The 24684-nt window shown below is 61.3% G+C and carries 24 protein-coding genes and 1 other RNA gene; 20 read left to right on the plus strand and 5 right to left on the minus strand.

From position 1 onward, the window contains the following. Window positions 1-86 precede the first annotated feature (86 nt). Window positions 87-704, plus strand: coding sequence for a glutathione S-transferase N-terminal domain-containing protein (locus ACO6VD_RS05940; protein ID WP_038607195.1), 618 nt, complete (start codon window positions 87-89; stop codon window positions 702-704). A gap of 17 nt (window positions 705-721) precedes the next feature. After that, window positions 722-1153 carry a ClpXP protease specificity-enhancing factor gene (locus ACO6VD_RS05945; protein ID WP_400169948.1) on the plus strand — a complete coding sequence of 144 codons (432 nt, stop codon included), beginning with the start codon at window positions 722-724 and terminating at the stop codon, window positions 1151-1153. A 45-nt stretch (window positions 1154-1198) separates the two neighbouring features. Here the strand turns inward: ACO6VD_RS05945 and ACO6VD_RS05950 are convergent, their stop codons facing one another. The 5 genes from ACO6VD_RS05950 to ACO6VD_RS05970 form a co-directional block, all read right to left on the minus strand. Next, window positions 1199-1417: a YgdI/YgdR family lipoprotein gene (locus tag ACO6VD_RS05950; protein WP_422417651.1), complete on the minus strand. Its 219-nt coding sequence runs from the start codon at window positions 1415-1417 to the stop codon at window positions 1199-1201. 78 nt (window positions 1418-1495) lie between these two features. Next, window positions 1496-2074, minus strand: coding sequence for a BON domain-containing protein (locus ACO6VD_RS05955; protein ID WP_400169950.1), 579 nt, complete (start codon window positions 2072-2074; stop codon window positions 1496-1498). Then, the gene (locus ACO6VD_RS05960; protein WP_026001179.1) at window positions 2071-2664 is read right to left on the minus strand and encodes a phosphoheptose isomerase; all 594 of its coding nucleotides are present in this window, start codon (window positions 2662-2664) and stop codon (window positions 2071-2073) included. The genes ACO6VD_RS05955 and ACO6VD_RS05960 overlap by 4 nt, the downstream gene beginning before the upstream one ends. A gap of 129 nt (window positions 2665-2793) precedes the next feature. Beyond that, window positions 2794-3165 (minus strand): YraN family protein, encoded by a 372-nt coding sequence (locus tag ACO6VD_RS05965; RefSeq protein ID WP_422417653.1) that lies wholly within the window; start codon window positions 3163-3165, stop codon window positions 2794-2796. Further along, window positions 3165-4985 carry a penicillin-binding protein activator gene (locus ACO6VD_RS05970; protein ID WP_422417655.1) on the minus strand — a complete coding sequence of 607 codons (1821 nt, stop codon included), beginning with the start codon at window positions 4983-4985 and terminating at the stop codon, window positions 3165-3167. The genes ACO6VD_RS05965 and ACO6VD_RS05970 overlap by 1 nt, the downstream gene beginning before the upstream one ends. 186 nt (window positions 4986-5171) lie before the next feature. Here ACO6VD_RS05970 and rsmI point away from each other — a divergent pair, with 186 nt between their 5' ends. The 18 genes from rsmI (at window position 5172) to lpxC (ending at window position 24561) form a co-directional block, all read left to right on the plus strand. Next, complete coding sequence (gene rsmI, locus ACO6VD_RS05975) at window positions 5172-6047, plus strand: 16S rRNA (cytidine(1402)-2'-O)-methyltransferase (RefSeq protein WP_422417657.1); 876 nt, start codon at window positions 5172-5174, stop codon at window positions 6045-6047. A 67-nt stretch (window positions 6048-6114) separates the two neighbouring features. Beyond that, window positions 6115-6474, plus strand: an RNA gene (rnpB, locus tag ACO6VD_RS05980) — RNase P RNA component class A. Window positions 6475-6783: 309 nt separating this feature from the next. Continuing rightward, the gene (gene mraZ / locus ACO6VD_RS05985) at window positions 6784-7239 is read left to right on the plus strand and encodes a division/cell wall cluster transcriptional repressor MraZ (protein ID WP_010220775.1); all 456 of its coding nucleotides are present in this window, start codon (window positions 6784-6786) and stop codon (window positions 7237-7239) included. After that, window positions 7236-8183, plus strand: a complete 948-nt coding sequence (gene rsmH, locus ACO6VD_RS05990) for a 16S rRNA (cytosine(1402)-N(4))-methyltransferase RsmH (protein ID WP_422417659.1) — start codon at window positions 7236-7238, stop codon at window positions 8181-8183. The genes mraZ and rsmH overlap by 4 nt, the downstream gene beginning before the upstream one ends. Next, window positions 8180-8473 (plus strand): cell division protein FtsL, encoded by a 294-nt coding sequence (gene ftsL, locus ACO6VD_RS05995; RefSeq protein ID WP_028943284.1) that lies wholly within the window; start codon window positions 8180-8182, stop codon window positions 8471-8473. The genes rsmH and ftsL overlap by 4 nt, the downstream gene beginning before the upstream one ends. After that, on the plus strand, window positions 8473-10206 hold the full coding sequence (locus ACO6VD_RS06000; RefSeq protein WP_422417680.1) for a peptidoglycan D,D-transpeptidase FtsI family protein: 1734 nt from the start codon (window positions 8473-8475) through the stop codon (window positions 10204-10206). Before ftsL ends, ACO6VD_RS06000 begins: the two co-directional genes overlap by 1 nt. After that, complete coding sequence (locus ACO6VD_RS06005; RefSeq protein ID WP_422417662.1) at window positions 10206-11669, plus strand: UDP-N-acetylmuramoyl-L-alanyl-D-glutamate--2,6-diaminopimelate ligase; 1464 nt, start codon at window positions 10206-10208, stop codon at window positions 11667-11669. Before ACO6VD_RS06000 ends, ACO6VD_RS06005 begins: the two co-directional genes overlap by 1 nt. Continuing rightward, the gene (locus ACO6VD_RS06010; RefSeq protein WP_422417664.1) at window positions 11662-13029 is read left to right on the plus strand and encodes a UDP-N-acetylmuramoyl-tripeptide--D-alanyl-D-alanine ligase; all 1368 of its coding nucleotides are present in this window, start codon (window positions 11662-11664) and stop codon (window positions 13027-13029) included. Before ACO6VD_RS06005 ends, ACO6VD_RS06010 begins: the two co-directional genes overlap by 8 nt. Then, the gene (mraY, locus tag ACO6VD_RS06015; protein WP_422417666.1) at window positions 13029-14111 is read left to right on the plus strand and encodes a phospho-N-acetylmuramoyl-pentapeptide-transferase; all 1083 of its coding nucleotides are present in this window, start codon (window positions 13029-13031) and stop codon (window positions 14109-14111) included. Before ACO6VD_RS06010 ends, mraY begins: the two co-directional genes overlap by 1 nt. A 6-nt stretch (window positions 14112-14117) precedes the next feature. Next, window positions 14118-15464, plus strand: coding sequence for a UDP-N-acetylmuramoyl-L-alanine--D-glutamate ligase (gene murD, locus ACO6VD_RS06020; protein WP_422417668.1), 1347 nt, complete (start codon window positions 14118-14120; stop codon window positions 15462-15464). Next, the gene (gene ftsW, locus ACO6VD_RS06025; protein ID WP_422417670.1) at window positions 15461-16675 is read left to right on the plus strand and encodes a putative lipid II flippase FtsW; all 1215 of its coding nucleotides are present in this window, start codon (window positions 15461-15463) and stop codon (window positions 16673-16675) included. The genes murD and ftsW overlap by 4 nt, the downstream gene beginning before the upstream one ends. Continuing rightward, the gene (gene murG / locus ACO6VD_RS06030; RefSeq protein ID WP_422417672.1) at window positions 16665-17744 is read left to right on the plus strand and encodes an undecaprenyldiphospho-muramoylpentapeptide beta-N-acetylglucosaminyltransferase; all 1080 of its coding nucleotides are present in this window, start codon (window positions 16665-16667) and stop codon (window positions 17742-17744) included. Before ftsW ends, murG begins: the two co-directional genes overlap by 11 nt. Continuing rightward, window positions 17737-19191 carry a UDP-N-acetylmuramate--L-alanine ligase gene (gene murC, locus ACO6VD_RS06035; RefSeq protein ID WP_422417674.1) on the plus strand — a complete coding sequence of 485 codons (1455 nt, stop codon included), beginning with the start codon at window positions 17737-17739 and terminating at the stop codon, window positions 19189-19191. The genes murG and murC overlap by 8 nt, the downstream gene beginning before the upstream one ends. Further along, window positions 19188-20147 (plus strand): D-alanine--D-alanine ligase, encoded by a 960-nt coding sequence (locus ACO6VD_RS06040; protein ID WP_400169962.1) that lies wholly within the window; start codon window positions 19188-19190, stop codon window positions 20145-20147. Before murC ends, ACO6VD_RS06040 begins: the two co-directional genes overlap by 4 nt. A gap of 4 nt (window positions 20148-20151) precedes the next feature. Continuing rightward, window positions 20152-21021, plus strand: coding sequence for a cell division protein FtsQ/DivIB (locus ACO6VD_RS06045; protein WP_422417676.1), 870 nt, complete (start codon window positions 20152-20154; stop codon window positions 21019-21021). Window positions 21022-21035: 14 nt separating this feature from the next. Continuing rightward, entirely contained in the window at window positions 21036-22289 is a 1254-nt protein-coding gene (ftsA, locus tag ACO6VD_RS06050) for a cell division protein FtsA (RefSeq protein WP_038607245.1), read from the plus strand. 57 nt (window positions 22290-22346) lie between these two features. Continuing rightward, window positions 22347-23537, plus strand: a complete 1191-nt coding sequence (ftsZ, locus tag ACO6VD_RS06055; protein ID WP_400169965.1) for a cell division protein FtsZ — start codon at window positions 22347-22349, stop codon at window positions 23535-23537. A gap of 112 nt (window positions 23538-23649) precedes the next feature. Next, window positions 23650-24561, plus strand: coding sequence for a UDP-3-O-acyl-N-acetylglucosamine deacetylase (gene lpxC, locus ACO6VD_RS06060; protein ID WP_028943297.1), 912 nt, complete (start codon window positions 23650-23652; stop codon window positions 24559-24561). Window positions 24562-24684 lie beyond the last annotated feature (123 nt).

Consider the following 24684-nt stretch of genomic DNA (forward strand, 5'->3'; position numbering starts at 1 on the left):
CCTGGGGGGCCTCTGGATAACGGAGGTTCCCGCAGGGCGCGTTTGCATTTGTAGCTTCTATAATTTCATCTGCGAGGAGGACCACTATGGGCGTGACCAACCGGTTAGCCTGCTACTCCGACCCCGCTGACCATTATTCTCATCGGGTGCGCATCGTTCTCGCCGAGAAAGGTGTCAGCGTCGAGATCATCAATGTCGATCCCGGTCGCCTGCCGCCCAAGCTGGTCGAAGTGAACCCCTATGGCGGCGTGCCGACCCTGGTCGACCGTGACCTGGCGCTGTACGAGTCGACGGTGGTGATGGAATACCTCGACGAACGCTACCCGCACCCGCCGCTGCTGCCGGTCTATCCGGTCGCGCGGGCCAACAGCCGGCTGCTGATTCATCGCATCCAGCGCGATTGGTGTGCGCTGGTTGATCTGATACTCGATCCGCGCAGCAAGGAAGCCGCTCGCGTTCAGGCGCGCAAGGAGCTGCGCGAAAGCCTGACTGGCGTGTCGCCGTTGTTTGCCGACAAGCCTTGCTTCCTCAGTGAGGAGCAAAGTCTGGTCGATTGTTGTCTACTGCCCATACTCTGGCGTTTGCCGGTGTTGGGAATTGAACTGCCGCGGCCGGCCAAGCCGTTGCTCGATTACATGGAGCGCCAGTTTGCCCGCGAAGCTTTCCAGGCAAGCCTGTCCGCTGCTGAACGTGAAATGCGCTAGGTTTTAAGGAGCTGTCGATGAACTCCAGTCGCCCCTATTTGGTACGTGCACTCTATGAGTGGATCGTGGACAACGACTGCACCCCACACATGTTGGTCAATGCCGAGTACCCGGCGGTACAAGTGCCCCAGGGCTTCGCCAGCGATGGCCAGATCGTCCTCAACATCTCACCCAGTGCGGTACGTCATCTGCACATGGATAACGAGGCTGTGAGCTTCGAGGGGCGCTTTGGTGGCGTTGCCCATACCTTGTTCGTGCCTGCCGGTGCGATTCTCGGTATTTATGCCCGCGAGAATGGCCAGGGCATGGTCTTCGAGCTGGAGCCGCCGCTGCTGGACGACGATGAAGAGGAAGACGACGACATCGTCGAGCCGGATGACGATGGTCCGCCTACCGGCGGCCAGCCGCCACGGCCAAGCGGGCGTCCAAGCCTGAAGGTAGTGAAGTAATAAAAAAGGCGATCCTTGCGGATCGCCTTTTTTTATCCGTCCTGGTTACAGGTCGGTGATGGTGCGGACCTGGTCCTTGTTGACGCGGGTCACTTTGCCGTCCAGCTGCTCGAACTCGTAGAAGCCGGAGCTGCGCTCGTAACGAGGCGCATCGACAGCCTGGAATTCGCGGCCGTCGTTGAGGGTGATCAGGCTCGGGCTGGAGCAGCCGGCGAGGGTGGCGAAGGCGCCGATCAGAAGGGTCGACAGCAGGCCGTTTTTCATGGGGATTTCCTTGGGAGTTATCGCGGGGCAAGCCCGCTCCCACTGTAGGAGAGGGCTTGCCCCGCGATGGATTTTAAATCAGTCGATGTATTCGAACAGCTTGACGATCTTCTGCACGCCCGACACACCCTGCACCAGATTGGTGGCGCGGGTGGCTTCCTGCTGGGTCAGCAGGCCGAGCATGTAGACAATGCCGTTCTCGGTGATCACCTTGATCCGCGAACCAGGAATGTTGCTGTCGGTGAGCATCTGGGTCTTGATCTTGGTGGTCAGCCAGGCATCGTTGTTGCGCGCCAGGATCGAGGAGGGCGGCAGCACCTGCAGTTCGTTGTGTACTTTTTTCACTCGCTGGACCTGACCTGCAGCCTGTTCGGCGAGGTTCTTGAGGTCGGCGCGCGGGGTCTGGCCGGCAAGCAGGACAATACCGTTGAAGCTGCTGACGACAATGTGCGAGTTCTTGTCCAGGTCAGGGCTGGCCTTGGCAACGTTGACCGCTACCTTGGTTTCGATCAGCGAGTCATCGATCTTGCTGCCGAAGGTACGGGTACCGCGATCATCTTCGATCGGCTTGTCGCGTGTGGCGGTGAGGACCGAGCTGCAGCCGGACAGGCTCAGGCACAGGGTCAGGGCCATCAGGCCGATGCGCATAGGGGTCATTCTTCACTCCCGAACAATTGGCTGTCGATCAGATCGCAGAGGCAATGGATCGCCAGCAGGTGGACTTCCTGGATACGTGCGGTGACATTGGCCGGAACGCGAATTTCGACGTCTTCGGGTAGCAATAGCGAAGCCATGCCGCCGCCATCGCGTCCGGTCAGAGCTACGACAATCATTTCGCGATCATGTGCGGCCTGGATCGCTTGAATAATGTTTGCCGAGTTACCGCTGGTCGAAATTGCCAGCAACACATCGCCCGGTTGCCCCAGGGCGCGAATCTGCTTGGAGAAAATTTCGTTGTAGCTGTAGTCGTTGGCAATCGAGGTGATGGTCGAACTGTCGGTGGTCAGGGCGATGGCCGGCAGGCTCGGGCGCTCACGTTCGAAGCGGTTCAGCAGTTCGGAGGAGAAGTGCTGGGCATCGCCGGCTGAGCCGCCATTGCCGCAAGCAAGCATCTTGCCCTCGTTGAGCAGGGCGTTGACCATGACCTGACTGGCTTGCTCGATGTGCGGTGCAAGGACTTCCATCGCCTGTTGCTTGGTGTTGATGCTGGCCTGGAATAGCTGGCGAATTCGGGATTGCATGTCCATCAGTGAGACCTTAAGTAGGGCGGCTGGTCGGGCGTGTCGGGACAGAAAGGGTCCCGGCACATGACTGTGCGGCCCGCGAAGCAAAGAGCAAAAAAGTTGTTGGGGTAAACGTGCAGGGGCAGGGCGGGCTCAGCATTCGAAGGCGTTTTTCAGCCATTGGAGTGCTTGGCCCGAGTGGCCTCTGCCTTGCACGGCAATCACATCGAAACGGCATGGGTGGTTAGCCCAGTGGGTTTCCTTGTGCAGAAAAGACTCGGCGGCTAGCACCAGTTTGTCCTGCTTGCGCCCGTCGATACTGCCGAGCGCACCGCCAAAGTTTGCATGTAGCCGATAGCGAACTTCGACGAATACTACTGTATCGCTGTCGAGCATGACCAGATCCAGCTCGCCACCTTTGCATCGCCAGTTCTGCGCCAACAGGCACAGGCCTTGCCCCTGAAGGTACTCAAGGGCGTGCCGCTCGGCGGCCTGGCCTGCGTGTTGGCGAGAACTGTCGGGCATCAGCGGGGGGTGTCGGGCAGGCGTACGATCTGTCCGCCAGAGAACTCGGCCCAAGGCAGTTGACGCTCGATGCGCTGGTTCGGGTTCATGCTCAGGCTGCCGGAGAAGCCTTCGATGCGGTTGTCGGGCAGTGCCTTGAGCTGGCCCAGGCGCGGCGCCAGGGTGTAGGCGTCGATACCCATGGCGTACAGGCGGCCGAGGCTGCCGTTGGCCTGTGGCCACTGAGCGACGACCTGCTGGCGCAGGGCGTTGTTGGTGTCGAGCAGCCAAGGGGTTTCGCAGAAGCGAATGCCGTTCATGTCGTTGTACTGGTTGACGTCACCGCTGGCGCTGTACAGGTGCGAGGTGGCGTAGACCGGAACGTCACCGGCGTACTGGAAGTTGAGGGTCGGCTTGATCTGCTGGCCTTGCTGCGGAGTGGCAGCGAGGAAGATGAAGTCGATGTCCTGACGGCGCGATGGCTGAGCCGAAACGGTGCCGCCGACAGTGCTCTGCAGGCTCTTGGCGCGGCCTTCGCTCTGGCGCAATTGGAACAGGTCGGCAATCTGCTGGGCCAGCGCTACGGGCTGGTCAACGTGCTCGGCGGCGAGCAGGGTGCCGCCTTTGGCTTCCCAGTCCTGGCGGAATGCCTTGAGCACCCGGTCACCCCACTCGCCACGCGGTACCAGGGCGACAGCGCGCACCATGCCGTCGGCGTGGGCGCGACGGGAGACTTCGCGGGCTTCGTCTTCGGCGGCGAGGCCAAACTGGAACAGTTGCGCCGGGCCGGTCTGGCCGGCATCGCTGTAGTTCAGGGCGAGGGTGGTGATCGGCAGTTGCGGGCGCGCGGCGAGTTGCTTGACCAGTGGTTTTTCCAGAGGGCCAACGACCAGTTGCACGCCAGCTGCCTGGGCCTGACGGTAGAAGTCATCCAGGGAGGTCAGGCGCGAGCTGTCGAATACTTCGACGGCAGGTGGCTTCTGGCCGGCTTGCTGGGCCTGGAAGTGCGCAGCCATGAAACCGTCACGCAGGGCGCGGGCAACACCGGCCAGTTGGCCTTCCTGTGGCAGCAGCAGGGCAATTTTGGTCAGCGGCTGGCTGGCCATTTCCTTGAGCTTGACCAGCGGCAGCGGCAGCTGCAGGGCGGCCGGGTGCTCAGGGTGCTGGCTACGCCAGGTTTCGATGGCTACCTGTTGCTGTTCCAGGGTGCCGGCACTTTTTACTGCGAGGGCCAGGCTGGCCCAACCGGCCAGCGGCTCAGAGCCGGTGCTGGCGCTTTGCAGTTGATCGCTGGGCAGGGCGGCGACCAGGGTCCAGATGGCGTCCTGGTTGGCGCTGGCGGCGTTGCCGCTGAGCAGCGGGGCCAGGTCGACGCGAGCCTGGGCGGCGGCGAGGGGCTGGCCGTTGGCTTCCAGCACGCTGGCCTGCACGCTGCGGGTGCGGCGTTGTTGCTCGTCCGGCAGTTCGCCCAGACGCGCCATGCTTGGATGGCTGAGGGCAGTCAGGGCAGCTTTGGGCTGATTGCGGCTCATGGCCAGCTCGGCACTCAGGGTGCTGGCGAAAATCTGCTGGGCCGGTTTCAGTTGATCCATCGGCACCTGCTCAAGGATACGTGCTGCACGCACGTTGTCTTTTTGCCGGAAAGCCAGGTCGGCAGCGCTCAGGCGCAGCAGTGCGGCCTCGTCAGGTGTCTTGCTGGTGGCGGCCTGTTCAAGCAGTTGCTCGATGCTGGCGTCCGGGGTGCGCGGCAGTTCGCCGAGGCTCGACGAGGGCGAGCTGGCGCAGGCAGCCAGCAGGGCGGCGAGGCAAAGGGCTGTGAACAGCCGCAGGCAAGCGATCATGTAAAGGTCCTGTTACTCGATCAAATTAACTGGCAATTGTACCCAAGCGTTGGCCGGGGCGCGATGTTGCTGGCGTTAATCCTTCAATATAGGTGCTGACAAGCGATGTGCAGGCGGCGCCGGTTACGCATTGTTGCCGTCAGTCGGGCTACAATGGCGCTTTGTTCAACACGACAGGTGTGTGCTGTGACTGATGTTCCAGGGGCTTCCCATTCCACTGCTGGCACGCTTTACGTGGTGGCCACGCCCATCGGCAACCTGGATGACATGAGTGCGCGGGCGCTGAAAGTGCTCAGCGATGTCGCCCTGATTGCAGCGGAAGACACGCGCCATTCCATTCGCTTGTTGCAACACTTCGGTATCAATACCCCATTGGCGGCCTGTCACGAGCACAACGAGCGCGATGAAGGCAGCCGCTTTCTCACGCGTTTGCTCGCGGGCGATAACGTCGCGCTGATTTCCGATGCCGGTACGCCGCTGATTTCCGACCCTGGCTATCACCTGGTGCGCCAGGCGCGTGCTGCAGGCGTCGCCGTGGTTCCGGTGCCCGGAGCTTGCGCTTTGATTGCGGCACTGTCGGCCGCAGGCTTGCCTTCGGACCGTTTCATCTTCGAGGGGTTTCTGCCCGCCAAGGCGGTCGGTCGCCGGGCGCGCCTGAGCCAGGTCAAGGAAGAGCCGCGTACGCTGATTTTCTACGAGGCGCCGCACCGGATTCTCGAATGCCTGCAGGATATGGAAGAGGTGTTTGGTGCCGAGCGTCCGGCGTTGCTGGCGCGCGAGCTGACCAAGACTTTCGAAACCCTCAAGGGCTTGCCGCTGGGTGAGCTGCGCGCCTTCGTCGAGGCTGACAGCAATCAGCAGCGCGGCGAGTGCGTGGTGTTGGTCGCCGGCTGGACTGCGCCGGAAGATGAGCAGGCGGTCAGTACCGAGGCGATGCGCGTGCTTGACCTGTTGCTGGCGGAGATGCCGCTCAAGCGCGCGGCAGCCCTGGCGGCGGAAATCACCGGCGTGCGCAAGAATGTGCTGTATCAGGCGGCCCTGGAAAAACAGAAAGACAAATAATGGCTTGGTGCTACTATTTGTTTTATCGCTTGTTCTTGAGCGTCTCTGCCGTTAACCTTTGCGGCGGAGAGTCGATCGGACAGTCGCTGCCTTCTTTTGTTCCGCAAAAGAGGGGGGAGGAAAGTCCGGGCTCCATAGGGCAGAGTGCCAGGTAACACCTGGGAGGCGTGAGCCTACGGAAAGTGCCACAGAAAACAACCGCCTAAGCACTTCGGTGCCGGTAAGGGTGAAAAGGTGCGGTAAGAGCGCACCGCACGATTGGCAACAGTTCGTGGCTAGGTAAACCCCACTCGGAGCAAGACCAAATAGGGTTCCATATGGCGCGGCCCGCGTTGGAACCGGGTAGGTTGCTAGAGGCGTCCAGTGATGGCCGTCGTAGAGGAATGACTGTCCTCGACAAAACCCGGCTTACAGATCGACTCTCCACCTCTTCCCCTCCTGCTTGAATCGATAGCAGATGTGTCTCGGTAATACCAAAAAAATCTTACTCTTAATAAATTACTTTAACTTCGGACGCTATTTGTCTGAATGAGTTTGATTTTTCTCGTCAAAAACCTCGCCGATTTGTCCTTTTATCTTCCCTTCTTGCGCTAAATCTCCGATCTGTAAGGGATTTCCTTATAAGCGTGCCTTGACGGTGTGGTAGGCGGATTCCTATAGTGTGCGCAAGTGGCAGAAAGTGGCATGAAGTGGGTTTTCTGATCACAAAAAAGCTAACAAGTGGGGAATCGCAGCCGTGTTCCGCGGAGCCAACGCTATCAACCTCGACGCAAAGGGCCGTCTCGCAATGCCGAGCCGGTACCGTGACGAGCTCGATTCGCGTAGTTCCGGGCAGTTGATCGTGACCATCGATGCGGTGGACCCCTGCTTGTGTGTATACCCGCTCGATGAGTGGGAACTGATTGAAGCCAAGTTACGCGCGTTGCCGTCATTGCGTGAAGAGAACCGTCGCCTGCAGCGTCTGCTGATCGGCAATGCGGTGGATCTGGAGCTTGATGGCAGTGGGCGTTTCCTGGTGCCTCCGCGTTTGCGCGAATACGCCAAGCTCGACAAGAAGGCGATGCTGGTGGGGCAACTGAACAAATTTCAGCTGTGGGATGAGGATGCCTGGAACGCAGTTTCGGCAGCCGATCTTGCAGCTATTCAACAACCGGGCGCCATGCCTGATGAACTGCGTGATTTGATCCTGTGACTATAGATAGCGGCTTTAACCACATCACCGTACTGCTTGACGAAGCCGTCGAGGCTCTCGCCGTACGCGCCGATGGCTGCTATCTGGATGGCACCTTTGGTCGCGGCGGGCATAGCCGGTTGATTCTCAGCAAGCTCGGTCCGCAAGGACGGTTGCTGGGTTTTGACAAAGATCCTCAAGCGATTGCCACCGGGCAAGCGCTGGCGGCCGAAGACGGCCGCTTTGTCATTGTGCAGCGCAGCTTTGCCGAGCTGGGTGCCGAAGCGCTTGAGCGCGGTATCAGCGGCAAGGTCAATGGCATCCTCCTCGATCTGGGCGTTTCTTCGCCGCAGCTGGATGATCCGGAGCGTGGCTTCAGTTTCATGAACGATGGCCCGCTGGATATGCGTATGGACCCAAGCCGTGGCGTCAGCGCTGCGCAGTTCATCGCCAGCGCGTCAGCCGAAGAGATCGCGCGCGTATTCAAGGAATACGGCGAAGAGCGTTTTGCCAAGCGTATGGCCAACGCCGTGGTTGCCCGTCGCGAAACCCAGCCGTTCGAGCGCACTGCCGACCTGGCCGAAGTACTCAAGGTAGCCAACCCTGCCTGGGAAAAGGGCAAGAACCCGGCAACCCGTGCCTTCCAGGGCCTGCGTATTCACGTCAACAACGAACTTGGCGACCTTGAGGCCGGCCTTGAAGCCGCACTTGAGGCGCTGGAAGTGGGCGGCCGTCTGGTGGTGATCAGCTTCCACTCCCTGGAAGACCGCATCGTCAAGCTGTTCATGCGCAAGCTGGTCAAGGGCGAGGGCGACAACCTGCCACGCAACCTGCCAGTGCAGCACAAGCATTTCGAGCCGAAGATCAAGCTGATCGGCAAGGCGCAATTCGCCTCCGAAGCCGAACTCAAGGCCAACCCACGTTCGCGCAGTGCCGTTATGCGTGTTGCCGAGAAGCTGCGGTGAGCCGCTTGTTCGCCAAGCCTTTGCCAGGCGGAAGCTTCCTGATGCTTCTGCTGTTCATTGCCGTGCTCGTTTCTTCGGTGGCGGTGTCGTACAGCGCGCACTGGAACCGTCAGTTGCTCAATACCCTGTATGGCGAACTGAGCGAACGTGACAAGGCTCAGGCCGAGTGGGGTCGGTTGATTCTTGAGCAAAGCACCTGGACGGCTCACAGCCGTATCGAGAACCTGGCTAGCGAACAACTGAAGATGCGCATCCCGGCCGCCGACGAAGTACGGATGGTGGCGCCATGATGAAGCTCGAAGGTGCCCTCTACCCGTGGCGGTTCCGCGTGGTCATCGCGTTGCTGGCGGTAATGGTCGGTGCGATTGCCTGGCGCATCATCGACCTGCAGGTCGTTGACCGCGACTTCCTCAAGGGCCAGGGCGATGCCCGCAGCCTGCGCCATATCCCGATTCCTGCGCACCGCGGGCTGATCACCGACCGCAACGGTGAACCGCTGGCGGTCAGTACACCGGTCACCACCCTGTGGGCCAACCCCAAGGAAATGCAGGCCTACAAGGAGCGCTGGCCGGCACTGGCCGCCGCGCTCAAGCAGAGTCCGCAACAGCTGACCCAGCGCCTCGAGCAACAAGCCAGCAAAGAGTTCATCTACCTGGTGCGGGGCTTGACCCCGGAGCAGGGGCAGGTGGTACTTGATCTGAAAATTCCTGGTGTCTACGGCATCGAGGAATTTCGCCGTTTCTACCCCGCCGGTGATGTCGCCGCGCACATGGTCGGCTTTACCGACCTCGATGACCACGGTCGCGAAGGGGTGGAATTGGCCTACGATGAATGGCTGGCCGGCGTGCCCGGCAAGCGGCAAGTTATCAAGGACCGGCGTGGCCGGCTGATCAAAGACATCCAGGTAACCAAAAACGCCAAGGCCGGAAAGACCTTGGCGTTGTCCATCGACCTGCGCCTGCAATATCTGGCAACCCGCGAACTGCGCAATGCAATTGCCGAGCAGGAAGCCAAGGCCGGCAGCCTGGTGATTCTCGATGTGAAGACCGGTGAAGTGCTGGCCATGGTCAACCAGCCCACCTACAACCCGAACAACCGTCGCAGCATGTTCCCGGCGGCCATGCGTAACCGCGCGATCATCGATGTGTTCGAGCCCGGTTCCACGGTCAAGCCGCTGTCCATGAGTGCTGCGCTGCAGAGTGGGCGCTGGAAGCCGACTGATAAGGTCGAGGTCTATCCGGGCACCTTGCAACTGGGTCGCTACACCATTCGTGACGTTTCCAAGAGCGAAGGCCCGATCCTCGACCTGACCGGCATCCTGATCAACTCCAGTAACGTCGGCATGAGCAAGATCGCCTTCGATATCGGCGGCGAATCGATCTACCGCGTGATGTCCCAGCTCGGTCTGGGTCAGTACACCGGCCTGGGCTTCCCGGGCGAGCGCGTGGGTAACCTGCCGAACCATCGCGAGTGGCGCAAGGCAGAAACCGCGACCCTGTCCTACGGCTACGGTCTGTCGGTGACTGCGCTGCAGCTGGTGCATGCCTACGCCGCGCTGGCCAACGACGGCAAGATGGTGCCGTTGAGCATTCTCAAGGTCGACAAGACACCAGAGTCCACTCAGGTGGTGCCGGTAGAAGTCGCCAAGACCATCCAGGGCATGGTCCAGCAAGTTATTGAAGCGCCACGCGGTGTATTCCGCGCCCAGGTGCCGTTCTATCACGTAGGTGGCAAGAGTGGTACGGCACGTAAAGCCACGATCGGTTCCAAGGGCTACACCGAGAATTCCTACCGCTCGCTGTTCGCCGGTTTCGGCCCGATGAGCGATCCGCGCTATGCCGTGGTCGTGGTCATCGACGAGCCGAGCAAAGGCGGCTACTTCGGTGGCCTGGTTTCAGCGCCGGTCTTCAGCAAGGTCATGTCCGGCACGTTGCGCCTGATGAATATTCCGCCGGATAACCTTCCGCCGCCGGTTCCACAGCAGCAGGTTGATGCTGCGCCCGCCAAAGGAGGGCGCGGTTGATGACAATGCCACTGAGTAAGCTTTTCGCCCAGGCCAGCCGCGATCCGTTGATTCGCGAGCTGACCCTCGACAGCCGCAACATTCGTCCGGGCGATCTGTTCCTGGCGGTACCGGGTGCGCTGGTCGATGGTCGCGATCACATTGCCGATGCGCTCAAGCGCGGTGCGGCTGCGGTGGCCTACGAAGCACAGGGCGCCACAGTGCTGCCGATCACCGAAGTGCCGCTGATTCCGGTCAAGGGACTGATTGCCCAGTTGTCGGACATTGCCGGGCGCTTTTATGGCGAGCCAAGCCGTCAACTGAATCTGGTTGGCGTCACTGGCACCAACGGCAAGACCAGCGTCACTCAGCTGGTGGCCCAAGCTTTGGACAAGCTCGGCCAGCGCTGCGGCCTGATTGGCACCCTGGGTACTGGATTCTATGGCGAACTGCAAAGCGGTCGCCTGACCACGCCGGATCCGATTGCCGTGCAAGCGACCCTCAACGACCTCAAGAAAGGCGGGGCCAAGGCCGTGGCCATGGAGGTTTCTTCCCACGCCCTGGATCAGGGTCGGGTTGCGGCGCTGGCGTTCGACATTGCAGTAATGACCAACCTGTCGCGTGATCATCTTGATTACCACGGCAGCATGCAGGCTTATGAAGACGCCAAGGCGCGTCTGTTTGCCTGGCCGAACCTGCGTTGCCGGGTGGTCAATCTGGATGACGACTTCGGTCGTCGCCTGGCGGCCGAGAAGGGCGAATCGCGTCTGATCAGCTACAGCCTCAAAGACCGCGACGCTTCGCTGTACTGCCGCGAAGCGCATTTTGATGACGAAGGTGTGCGCGCCGTTATCGTCACTGCCCAGGGCGAACGAACCCTGCGCAGCCGCCTGCTCGGCCGTTTCAACCTGAGCAATATGCTCGCGGCGGTCGGTACGCTGCTGGCGCTGGACTATGCGCTGGACGAAATTCTCAAGGTCACCCCTCTGCTGGAAGGGCCAATCGGCCGTATGCAGCGCCTGGGTGGTGGCAGCAAACCGCTGGTGGTGGTCGATTACGCCCATACCCCGGACGCCTTGGAGCAGGTACTGCAAGCCCTGCGCCCACACGCCAAGGGGCAGCTGCTGTGCCTGTTCGGCTGTGGTGGCGACCGTGATCGTGGCAAGCGCCCGTTGATGGCCGAAGTGGCCGAGCGTCTGGCGGACCGTGTGCTGGTCACCGACGACAACCCGCGCAGCGAAGACCCGCAGCAGATCTTTGCCGACATCCGTCCAGGGTTCGCCAAGGTTGATGCGGTCGAGTTCGTTGCCGGCCGTGGTGCTGCGATTGCCCAGTTGATTGCCAGTGCCGGTGTTGATGATGTCATCGTCCTGGCCGGCAAAGGTCATGAGGACTATCAGGAAATCAACGGCCAGCGTCATGACTTTTCTGACCTGGTCGAAGCCGAGAAAGCGCTCGCAGTCTGGGAGGCGCCTCATGCTTAAGCCATTGACCCTCAGTCAGTTGACCGCGCCTTTGCAGGGGCGCCTGCTGGGTGCGGATGCCACCTTCAATGGCATCAGCATCGACAGCCGCGCAATCGTTGCCGGGCAGCTTTTCGTTGCCCTGACCGGGCCGCGTTTCGATGGTCACGACTACCTGAATGATGTCCAGGCCAAGGGCGCCGTTGCTGCCCTGGTGGAGCGCGAAGTACCGGGCACCAGCCTGCCACAACTGCTGGTTGCCGATTGCCGCCAGGCCCTGGGCCAGTTGGGTGCGCTGAATCGTGCCGCGTTCGACAAGCCTGTCGCTGCCATCACCGGCTCCAGCGGCAAGACCACGGTCAAGGAAATGCTCGCCAGCATCCTGCGTACGCGCGGTCCGGTCCTGGCGACCCGTGGCAACTTGAACAACGACCTCGGTGCGCCGCTGACCCTGCTCGAAATCGCTGCTGAACATACTGCAGCGGTGATTGAGCTGGGCGCCTCGCGCATCGGCGAAATCGCCTACACCGTTGGCCTGACCAAGCCGCAGGTGGCGCTGATCAACAATGCCGGCACCGCTCACGTTGGCGAGTTCGGTGGGCCAGAGAAGATTGTTGAAGCCAAGGGCGAGATCCTCGAAGGCCTGGGTCAGGATGGCGTGGCTGTATTGAACCTTGATGACAAGGCCTTCGGCACGTGGAAACAGCGCGCGGGTGATCACCCGGTGCTGACGTTCGCGTTGAACAATGCGGGTGCTGATTTCCACGCCGACAACATTGCTCAAGATGAGCGCGGTTGCCCGTCTTTCGACCTGCGTAGCCCATTGGGTGTTGCGCGGGTCCAACTCAATCTGCTCGGCACTCACAACGTAGCCAACGCGTTGGCCGCTGCCGCCGCCGCGCATGCCTTTGGTCTGACGCTGGACGGTATCGTCCAGGGTTTGAACGCCGTGCAACCCGTCAAGGGCCGCACTGTCGTACAGATGGCGCCGAACGGCGTACGGGTGATTGACGACACTTACAACGCAAACCCCACCTCCATGTGCGCTGCCGTTGATATACTCGTCGGCTTTTCCGGCCGCACCGTCCTGGTGCTCGGAGACATCGGCGAATTGGGCCAGTGGGCTGAGGAAGGGCATCGGCAGGTAGGCGAGTACGCCAAAGACAAGGTGTCGGCACTGTATGCGGTGGGCCCGAACATGGCTCACGCAGTCGCAGCGTTCGGCGCCAATGCCCGACATTTCGCTAATCAAGCTGACCTGATCGACGCCGTACGCGCCGAGCAGGCCACTAATACCACCATTTTGATCAAGGGTTCGCGCAGCGCTGCGATGGAGAACGTCGTGGCGGCTTTGTGCGGTTCCAGCGGGGAGAAACATTAATGCTGCTGCTGTTGGCTGAGTATCTGCAACAGTTTTACAAAGGCTTCGCGGTCTTCCAGTACCTGTCCCTGCGCGGGATTCTTGGGGTACTGACCGCGCTGTCGCTGGCCCTGTGGTTGGGCCCCTGGATGATTCGTACCCTGCAGATCCGCCAGATCGGTCAAGCGGTTCGTAACGACGGCCCGCAATCGCACCTGTCCAAATCGGGCACCCCGACCATGGGCGGCGCCTTGATTCTTTCGGCTATCGGTATCAGCACCTTGCTGTGGGCCGACCTGACCAACCGTTATGTCTGGGTGGTACTGATCGTCACCCTGCTGTTCGGTGCCATCGGTTGGGTTGACGACTACCGCAAAGTGATCGAGAAGAACTCGCGTGGCCTGCCGAGCCGCTGGAAATACTTCTGGCAGTCGGTGTTCGGTCTGGGTGCGGCGATCTTCCTTTATATGACGGCACCGAGCAGCGTCGAAACTTCCCTGATCGTGCCGATGCTCAAGGATGTCACCATCCCGCTGGGTATCGGCTTCGTGGTGCTGACCTACTTCGTGATTGTCGGTTCGAGCAACGCGGTGAACCTGACCGACGGCCTCGATGGCCTGGCGATCATGCCAACGGTGATGGTCGGCGGTGCGCTGGGGATCTTCTGCTACCTGTCCGGTAACGTGAAGTTCGCCGAATACCTGCTGATTCCTTACGTGCCGGGCGCCGGTGAGCTGATTGTGTTCTGCGGCGCACTGATCGGCGCCGGTCTGGGCTTCCTGTGGTTCAACACCTATCCGGCCCAAGTGTTCATGGGCGACGTCGGTGCTCTGGCACTGGGTGCAGCGCTGGGTACCATCGCGGTCATCGTTCGCCAGGAAATCGTCCTGTTCATCATGGGCGGCGTGTTCGTCATGGAGACCCTGTCGGTGGTGATCCAGGTGGCTTCGTTCAAGTTGACCGGCAAGCGGGTGTTCCGCATGGCCCCGATTCATCACCACTTTGAACTCAAGGGTTGGCCCGAGCCTCGGGTGATCGTCCGCTTCTGGATCATCACCGTGATTCTGGTGCTGATCGGCCTTGCCACCCTGAAACTGAGGTAGAAACGCGTGTCATTGATCGCTTCTGACCACTTCCGCATCGTTGTCGGCCTCGGCAAGAGCGGCATGTCCCTGGTTCGCTTCCTGGCGAACCGGGGCGTTGCCTTTGCGGTCGCCGACACCCGTGAGCAACCGCCGGAACTGGATACCCTGCGCCGTGATTACCCGCAGGTAGAAGTGCGCTGTGGCGAACTGGACGTAGAGTTTCTCTGCCGCGCCGACGAACTCTATGTCAGCCCTGGCCTGGCCCTGGCTACTCCGGCGCTGCAACAAGCGGCTGCTCGTGGGGTAAAACTGTCCGGCGACATCGAACTGTTTGCCCGCAATGCCAAGGCACCAATTATCGCGATCAGCGGCTCCAACGCGAAAAGCACCGTGACCACCCTGGTCGGCGAAATGGCCGCTGCAGCTGGCAAGCGTGTGGCCGTGGGCGGCAATCTCGGTACCCCGGCGCTGGACTTGCTCAGCGACGACGTCGAGCTGTACGTGATGGAACTGTCGAGCTTCCAGCTGGAAACCACCGACCAGCTCAACGCTGAAGTGGCCACTGTGCTCAATGTCAGCGAAGACCATATGGACCGCTACAGCGGTCTGCCGGCCTACCACCTGGCCAAACACCGGATTTTCCGTGGTGCGCGGCAAGTGGTGGTCAACCGCCAGGACGCCCTCAGCCGTCCATTGCTCGCTGAAGGCCAGCCGTGCTGGACCTTCGGTTTGAATGCGCCTGATTTCAAGGCCTTCGGCTTGCGCGAAGAAAACGGCGAGAAATACCTGGCGTTCGAGTTCCAGAACCTGATGCCGGTGCGCGAGCTGAAAATCCGCGGTGCGCACAACCAGGCCAACGCCTTGGCAGCGCTAGCCCTGGGCCATGCCGTAGGGCTGCCATTTGACGCCATGCTCTCGAGCCTGCGCAGCTTTGCCGGCCTCGCGCATCGCTGCCAGTGGTTGCGTGAGCGCAACGGCGTGAGCTGGTATGACGACTCCAAGGCGACCAATGTCGGTGCAGCGCTGGCCGCCATTGAAGGCCTGGGGGCCGATATCGACGGCAAGCTGGTGCTGGTCGCCGGCGGCGACGGCAAAGGTGCTGACTTCGGCGCCCTGCGTGGCCCTGTGGCCGCTCACTGCCGTGCGGTAGTGCTGCTGGGTCGCGATGCTGAGCTGCTGGCTCAGGCGCTTGGTGATGACGTGCCGCTGATCCGGGTCAAGACCCTCGACGAGGCGGTACAGCGTTCGGCCGAACTGGCTCAAGCTGGCGATGCCGTGCTGCTCTCGCCGGCTTGCGCCAGCCTCGACATGTTCAAGAATTTTGAAGAGCGTGGGCGCCTGTTCGCCCAGGCCGTAGGAGGGCTGTCATGATCTTCGGCATGATCAAGCCCTATCCGTCACCGCTGATCAGCGGTCGCGGCATCGACCTCGATTTCGCCATGCTCGCCGGCTGCCTGGCGTTGCTCGGGCTTGGTCTGGTGATGATCACCTCGGCGTCCTCGGAAGTGGCCGCAGCGCAATCGGGTAACCCGCTGTATCACATGTTCCGCCACCTGGTGTACGTGGCCATCGGCGTGTTCGCCTGCATCGTCACCATGATGGTGCCGATCGCCACCTGGCAGAAGATGGGCTTCACCATGCTGGTCGGCGCCTTTGGCTTGCTGGTGCTGGTACTGGTGCCGGGCATCGGTCGCGAAGTGAACGGTTCGATGCGCTGGATCGGTTTCAGCTTCTTCAACGTGCAGCCTTCGGAAATCGCCAAGGTCTTCGTAGTGATCTACCTGGCAGGTTACCTGGTCCGCCGGCAAACCGAGGTGCGCGAAAGCTGGATGGGCTTCTTCAAACCGTTCATCGTCTTGCTGCCCATGGCTGGCCTGCTGCTGATGGAGCCGGACTTCGGTGCCACGGTTGTCATGATGGGCGCGGCTGCGGCGATGCTGTTCCTTGGTGGGGTAGGCCTGTTCCGCTTCAGTTTGATGGTGGTGCTGGCGGTGGGGGCGGTGTTTGTCCTGGTGCAGGCCCAGCCTTACCGGATGGCGCGTCTGATTACCTTTACCGACCCCTGGTCCGACCAGTTCGGTTCCGGTTACCAGTTGACCCAGGCATTGATTGCGTTCGGACGTGGCGAGTGGCTTGGCGTAGGTCTTGGCAACAGCGTGCAGAAGCAGTTCTACCTGCCTGAAGCGCACACCGACTTCGTGTTTTCGGTACTGGCCGAAGAATTGGGTGTGGTCGGTTCGCTGCTCACCGTAGCGCTGTTCGTCTTCGTCACGGTGCGTGCGTTGTACATCGGTTTGTGGGCTGAGAAAGCCAAGCAGTACTTTGCTGCCTATGTCGCCTTTGGTCTGGCGTTCCTGTGGATTGGTCAGTTCCTGATCAACATCGGCGTGAACGTCGGCCTGTTGCCGACCAAGGGTCTGACCCTGCCGTTCCTCAGCTACGGCGGTAGCTCGCTGGTGATTTGCTGCGCCTGTGTCGGGCTGTTGCTGCGGATCGAGTGGGAGAGTCGCACCCATCTGGGCAGCGAAGAACACGAATTCAATGAAAGTGACTTTGCCGAGGAGCCGAATCATGGCCGCTGACGGCAAGAATGTACTGATCATGGCAGGCGGCACCGGGGGCCACGTGTTCCCGGCGCTGGCCTGTGCCCGTGAGTTCCAGGCGCGCGGTTACACCGTGCACTGGCTGGGCACCCCGCGTGGTATCGAGAACGAATTGGTACCTCAGGCCGGCCTGCAGTTGCACCTGATTCAAGTTACCGGCCTGCGCGGCAAGGGCAAGCTGTCGTTGCTCAAGGCGCCGTTCACGCTGGTCAAGGCAGTGCTTCAGGCGCGACGCATCATTCGTCAGCTCAAGCCGGTCTGCGTGATCGGGTTTGGCGGTTACGTGACCGGCCCGGGTGGCGTTGCCGCGCGGCTTTGTGGCGTACCTGTAGTGGTTCACGAGCAGAACGCCCGCGCCGGTACCGCCAATCGGCTGCTGGTGCCGTTGGCCGGCCGAGTCTGCGAAGCTTTCCCCGGTACCTTTACTGCCTCGGACAAGTTGCGCACCACCGGCAATCCGGTGCGCAGCGAACTGTTCATGGAAACCCCGCGCGAGCCTCTGGGCGCGCGCCGGCCACGCTTGCTGGTGCTGGGTGGAAGCCTGGGCGCCGAACCGCTGAACAAACTGCTGCCGCAGGCTCTGGCTCAGGTACCCGCGGACATCCGTCCCGAGGTGTTCCACCAGGCTGGCAAAAAGCACGACCAGATTACCGCCGAGCGCTACCGCGAGGCTGGAGTCGAGGCTCAGGTAGAGCCCTTTATCAAGGACATGGCCAAGGCGTACGCCTGGGCCGATCTGGTGGTCTGCCGCGCCGGCGCGCTGACCGTCAGTGAGCTGGCTGCCGCCGGCTTGCCATCGATGCTGGTGCCTTTGCCCCATGCCATCGACGATCACCAGACTCATAACGCCCATTATCTGGCCCGCGAAGGCGCTGCCTTCCTGATGCCACAAGCGACAACTGGCGCAGCGCAACTCGCTGAACGCCTGAACGAGGTGCTGATGCAACCGGAAAAACTCTCCTCCATGGCCGCCACTGCCCGGCGCCTGGCAAAACCTGCGGCCACCCGCACCGTGGTCGATATCTGTCTGGAGGTGGCCCATGGTTGAAAGCAAGAAAGCCATGCCACAGCCGGAAATGCGCCGTATCCGCCGCATCCACTTCGTCGGTATCGGCGGTGTCGGCATGTGCGGGATCGCCGAGGTGCTGCTGAACCTGGGTTATCAGGTATCGGGCTCGGACCTCAAGACCTCGGCAGTTACCCAACGCCTGGAATCCTTTGGTGCGCAGATCTTCATCGGTCACCGTGCCGAGAACGCGGCGAGCGCCGATGTGCTGGTGGTTTCCAGCGCCATCAATCCTGCCAACCCGGAAGTCGCCACCGCCCTTGAGCGACGTATTCCAGTGGTGCCGCGCGCCGAGATGCTCGCCGAGCTGATGCGCTATCGCCACGGCATCGCCGTCGCCGGTACCCATGGCAAGACCACCACCACCAGCCTGCTGGCCTCGGTGTTTGCCGCTGGCGGCCTGGATCCGACCTTCGTTATCGGTGGCCGCCTGAATGCAGCGGGTACCAATGCCCAGCTTGGCACCAGCCGCTACCTGATCGCCGAAGCCGACGAAAGCGATGCCAGCTTCCTGCACCTGCAGCCGCTGGTAGCCGTGGTTACCAACATCGACGCCGACCACATGGCGACCTACGAAGGTGACTTCAACAAGCTGAAGAAGACCTTCGTCGAGTTCCTCCACAACCTGCCGTTCTACGGTCTGGCGGTGATGTGCCTGGACGACCCGGTGGTGCGCGAGATCCTGCCGTTGGTCAAGCGTCCGGCGGTCACCTACGGTTTCAGCGAAGAAGCCGACGTGCGTGCGATCAATGTTCGCCAGTCGGGTATGCAGACCCACTTCACCGTGCTGCGCCGCGACCGCGAGCCGCTGGCCGTGTCGGTCAACATGCCGGGCAACCACAACGTCCTCAATGCCTTGGCGACCATCGCCATTGCCACCGACGAAGGCATCAGTGATGAAGCCATTGTTCAGGGTCTGTCCGGGTTCCAGGGTGTAGGGCGACGCTTCCAGGTCTACGGCGAACTGCCGGTGGACGGTGGCAGCGTCATGCTGGTCGACGACTACGGTCACCACCCGACCGAAGTGGCTGCGGTGATCAAGGCCGTACGCGGTGGTTGGCCTGAGCGGCGTCTGGTGATGGTCTACCAACCGCACCGCTACAGCCGCACCCGCGACCTGTATGACGATTTCGTCCAGGTCCTGGCCGATGCCAACGTGCTGCTGCTGATGGAAGTCTATCCGGCCGGCGAAGAGCCGATCCCCGGTGCCGACAGCCGTCAGCTGTGCCACAGCATTCGCCAACGCGGCCAGCTCGATCCGATCTACATCGAGCGCGGCATCGAACTGGCGCCGTTGGTCAAGCCGCTGCTGCGCGCTGGCGACATCCTGCTGTGCCAGGGTGCCGGTGACATCGGTGGTCTGGCCCCGCAATTACTCAAGAGTCCGTTGTTCGCTGGTGCCGTTGCCAGTCAGGGGAAGTCAAAATGACTGTTAACACCTACGACAAATTGCATTCGACCCTTGCGGTCAAAGACTTTGGCCGCGTCGCCGTGCTGTACGGCGGCAAGAGCGCCGAGCGTGAAGTTTCGCTGAAGTCCGGTGCGGCAGTGATTGAAGCGCTGACCAGCGCCGGTGTCGACGTGGTTGCCATCGATGTCGGTGACGACCTGCTCGATCGCCTGCAGAGCGAGAAGATCGATCGCGCCTTCATCATTCTTCACGGCCGTGGCGGTGAAGACGGCAGCATGCAGGGCCTGCTCGAGTGCCTGGGCATTCCTTACACCGGCAGCGGTATCCTCGCTTCGGCGCTGGCCATGGACAAGCTGCGCACCAAGCAGGTGTGGCAGAGTCTGGGTATTCCGACCCCGCGCCACGCGGTACTGAGCAGCGAAGCTGACTGTATTTCTGCGGGCACGGAACTGGGCTTCCCTTTGATCGTCAAACCGGCCCATGAAGGTTCCAGTATCGGTATGGCGAAAGTGACCAGCGTCGATGATTTGATCGCCGCCTGGAAAGACGCCGCCACCTATGACTCGCAAGTGTTGGTCGAACAATGGATTCAAGGTCCGGAGTTCACTATCGCGACCCTGCGTGGCCAGGTATTGCCGCCGATTGCCCTGGGCACGCCGCACACATTCTACGACTACGACGCCAAGTACCTGGCTTCCGATACCCAGTACCGGATTCCTTGTGGCTTGAGCCCGGAAAAAGAACAGGAATTGATCGACCTGACCGCCCGTGCCTGCGACGCCGTCGGCATCGCTGGCTGGGGACGGCTGGACGTGATGCAGGACGAGCAGGGGCGTTTCTGGCTGCTCGAAGTCAACACCGCACCAGGCATGACCGATCACAGCCTGGTCCCTATGGCGGCACGCGCGGCCGGCCTGGACTTCCAGCAGTTGGTGCTGGCGATTCTGGCGGCCAGCGTCGAGGCGCGAGGTTAAGCCCATGCAAGGCGCGATGTTACGTCATCAGCAACCCGCCACCGGCCGCAGCAAGCCGGTGCCGCGCGGTGCCAGCCGGATGGTGGCCAAGGAGCCACTGTCGGCGCGCCTGCCCAAGGCCAACTTCAGCGTCTTCAAGCGTCTGCTCTGGCCGGTGCTGTTGGTCGTCGCAGGTTTCGGCGCCTATGAAGGCGCACAACGCCTGATGCCGTACGCCGACCGGCCGATCACCAAGATCGCCGTGCAGGGCGACCTCAGCTACATCAGCCAGCAGGCGGTGCAGCAGCGCATCGCCCCGTATGTGGCGGCGAGCTTCTTCACCGTCGACCTGGCGAGCATGCGCGCCGAGTTGGAGAAGATGCCCTGGATCGCTCATGCCGAGGTACGCCGGGTGTGGCCGGACGAGGTGGTGATCCGCCTGGAAGAACAGTTGCCGGTGGCGCGTTGGGGTGAGGAAGCCTTGCTCAATAACCAGGGCCAGGCTTTCACCCCGCGCGAACTGGCCAACTACGAGCACCTGCCGCAGCTGTTCGGGCCGCAGCGGGCGCAGCAACAAGTGATGCAGCAATATCAGGTACTGAGCCAGATGTTGCGGCCAATGGGCTTTTCAATTGCCCGGCTGGAAGTGCGCGAGCGCGGCAGCTGGTTCCTGACCACCGGCGCCGGTAGCGCCGGGCCAGGTGTTGAACTGCTGCTGGGGCGCGATCATCTGGTGGAAAAAATGCGCCGTTTCATTGCCATTTACGACAAGACACTCAAAGAACAGATCACGAACATCGCCCGCATCGATCTGCGTTACGCCAATGGCCTGGCCGTTGGCTGGCGGGAACCGATTGCACCGACGACGGCCCAACCCGCCGTTGCGAAGAATTAGAGAGAGGCAGGACCATGGCAAATGCGCATAGCGGCAAAATGATCGTCGGGCTCGATATCGGCACCTCCAAGGTAGTGGCGCTGGTTGGCGAAGTTGCGGCCGACGGTACCCTGGAAATCGTCGGGATCGGTACTCATCCCTCCCGCGGCCTGAAGAAGGGCGTGGTGGTCAATATCGAATCGACCGTGCAGTCGATCCAGCGGGCGGTGGAAGAAGCCCAGCTGATGGCTGGCTGCCGGATCCACTCGGCGTTCGTTGGCGTGGCCGGCAATCACATCCGCAGCCTGAACTCCCACGGCATCGTCGCGATCCGCGACCGTGAAGTCAGTGCCGCTGACCTCGAGCGCGTGCTCGACGCTGCCCAGGCCGTTGCCATTCCGGCCGACCAGCGCGTTCTGCACACCCTGCCGCAGGACTACGTGATCGATAACCAGGAAGGCGTGCGCGAGCCACTGGGTATGTCCGGCGTGCGTCTGGAAGCCAAGGTTCACGTGGTCACCTGTGCCGTCAATGCCGCCCAGAACATCGAGAAGTGCGTGCGTCGCTGTGGCCTGGAAATCGACGACATCATCCTCGAGCAACTGGCCTCGGCCTATTCGGTACTGACCGATGACGAGAAAGAGCTGGGTGTGTGCCTGGTCGACATCGGTGGCGGTACCACCGACATTGCCATCTTCACCGAAGGCGCGATTCGTCACACCGCAGTGATCCCGATTGCCGGCGACCAGGTGACCAACGACATCGCCATGGCCCTGCGCACGCCGACCCAGTACGCCGAAGAGATCAAGATCCGTTACGCCTGCGCCCTGGCCAAGCTGGCCGGTGCCGGTGAAACCATCAAGGTGCCGAGTGTCGGCGACCGTCCGCCGCGCGAACTGTCGCGTCAGGCCCTGGCGGAAGTGGTCGAGCCGCGTTACGACGAGCTGTTCACTCTGATCCAGGCCGAGCTGCGTCGCAGTGGCTACGAGGATCTGGTGCCAGCGGGCATCGTTCTGACCGGCGGCACCGCGAAGATGGAAGGTGCAGTAGAACTGGCCGAAGAGATTTTCCACATGCCGGTACGCCTGGGCGTGCCGCATAGCGTTCGGGGCCTGAGCGATGTTGTGCGCAACCCGATCTATTCCACTGGTGTGGGCTTGCTGACTTACGGTCTGCAAAAGCAGTCCGACGGCGTCAGCCTCACCGGTACCAGCAGCAACAACTATGGCGATGAACCCAAAGCACCGGCGTTCGAGCGTTTCACACGCTGGGTCAAAGGCAACTTTTAAAAGTTTCAAAGCAGTAGTAGTAGGCGCAAAAACTAGAGAACTGTAAGGAGAGGGAAAATGTTCGAGCTCGTAGACAACGTCCCGCAAAGTCCGGTCATTAAAGTGATCGGCGTCGGTGGCGGCGGTGGCAACGCCGTCAATCACATGGTCAAGAGCAGCATCGAAGGCGTTGAGTTCATCTGCGCCAACACCGATGCCCAGGCGCTGAAAAACATCGGCGCACGGACCATTTTGCAACTGGGTACCGGCGTCACCAAGGGACTGGGTGCTGGTGCCAATCCGGAAGTCGGCCGTCAGGCCGCGCTGGAAGACCGTGAGCGCATCGCTGAAGTACTGCAGGGCACCAACATGGTGTTTATCACCACCGGCATGGGCGGCGGTACCGGTACCGGTGCTGCGCCGATCATCGCCGAAGTGGCCAAGGAACTGGGGATCCTCACCGTTGCGGTGGTGACCCGTCCGTTCCCGTTCGAAGGCCGCAAGCGCATGCAGATCGCCGATGAGGGCATCCGTGCACTGGCAGACAGCGTCGACTCGCTGATCACCATTCCGAACGAGAAGCTGCTGACCATCCTGGGCAAGGATGCCAGCCTGCTGTCCGCCTTCGCCAAGGCTGACGATGTACTGGCCGGTGCCGTTCGCGGTATCTCCGACATCATCAAGCGTCCGGGCATGATCAACGTCGACTTCGCCGACGTGCGTACCGTGATGAGCGAAATGGGCATGGCGATGATGGGCACTGGCTGCGCCAGCGGTCCGAACCGTGCACGTGAAGCGACCGAAGCGGCGATCCGCAACCCGCTGCTCGAAGACGTCAACCTGCAGGGCGCTCGCGGCATCCTGGTGAACATCACCGCCGGTCCTGACCTCTCGCTGGGTGAGTACTCGGATGTGGGTAGCATCATCGAAGCCTTCGCCTCCGATCACGCCATGGTCAAGGTCGGTACTGTTATCGATCCGGACATGCGCGACGAACTGCACGTGACTGTGGTTGCCACCGGCCTGGGTGCGAAGATCGAGAAACCGGTCAAGGTTATCGACAACACCATGCAGACTGCTGCCGTGCAGACCGCCGCTCCGGCGCCTGTTCGTCAGGAACAATCGTCGGTTAACTACCGTGATCTGGAGCGTCCGACCGTGATGCGCAACCAGGCGCATGCCGGTGCAGCCGCCGCTGCCAAGCTTAATCCGCAAGACGATCTGGACTATCTGGACATCCCAGCCTTCCTCCGTCGTCAGGCTGATTAATGAAATTTATCAGGGGGATAAGGGTGATTGGTGTTCAGCAAAGGCCGGGTCTGGTATTATCCTCAGCCTTTGTTGATACCAGTTCGCAATTTGCGCTGAAGCGGCCAATGCCATGATTAAACAACGCACCCTGAAGAATATTATCCGTGCCACAGGTGTCGGCCTGCACTCCGGGGAAAAGGTTTACCTGACCCTCAAACCTGCACCTGTGGATACCGGCATCGTATTTCGCCGTGCCGACCTCGACCCCGTGGTGGAAATTCCTGCCCGCGCGGCGAATGTCGGCGAGACCACCATGTCGACGACACTGGTCAATGGCGATACCAAGGTAGACACGGTTGAGCACCTGCTCTCGGCCATGGCTGGCCTGGGCATCGATAACGCCTACGTCGAGCTCTCCGCGTCCGAAGTGCCTATTATGGACGGTAGCGCAGGACCCTTTGTATTCCTGATTCAATCGGCCGGCCTGGAAGAACAGGACGCAGCCAAGAAATTCATCCGCATCCTGCGCGAAGTGACAGTGGAAGACGGCGACAAGCGCGCCACTTTCCTGCCATTCGACGGGTTCAAGGTGAGTTTCGAGATCGATTTCGATCACCCGGTGTTTCGTAACCGGACTCAAAGTGCCAGCGTGGACTTTTCCAGCACCTCGTTCGTGAAGGAAGTCAGTCGCGCCCGGACCTTCGGGTTCATGAGCGATATCGAGTACCTGCGCAAGCACAACCTCGCGCTCGGCGGCAGCGTGGAAAACGCCATCGTGGTCGACAAGGACGGCGTGCTCAATGAAGACGGCCTTCGTTACGAAGACGAATTCGTCAAGCACAAGATCCTCGACGCCATCGGCGACCTCTACCTGCTGGGCAACAGCCTGATCGGCGAGTTCAAGGGCTACAAGTCCGGACACGCGCTGAACAACCAGCTGCTGCGCAAGCTGATCGAGGAAACAGATGCCTGGGAAGTGGTGACATTCGAAGATGCCAGTACGGCACCGATCTCTTACATGCGTCCAGTTGCGGCAGTGTAAGTTCGAACACTCTCTCTAGTGATTAAGGCCACCTTCGGGTGGCCTTTTTTATGCGCGTTTGTGGGAGCGGGGGGGGGGCCGGGGGGAAAGGAATGTGGGGGCACAACCCCCGAGGAAAGGGAC

The sequence above is a fragment of the Pseudomonas sp. GZD-222 genome (assembly GCF_049310525.1).
Taxonomy (GTDB): Bacteria; Pseudomonadota; Gammaproteobacteria; order Pseudomonadales; family Pseudomonadaceae; genus Aquipseudomonas.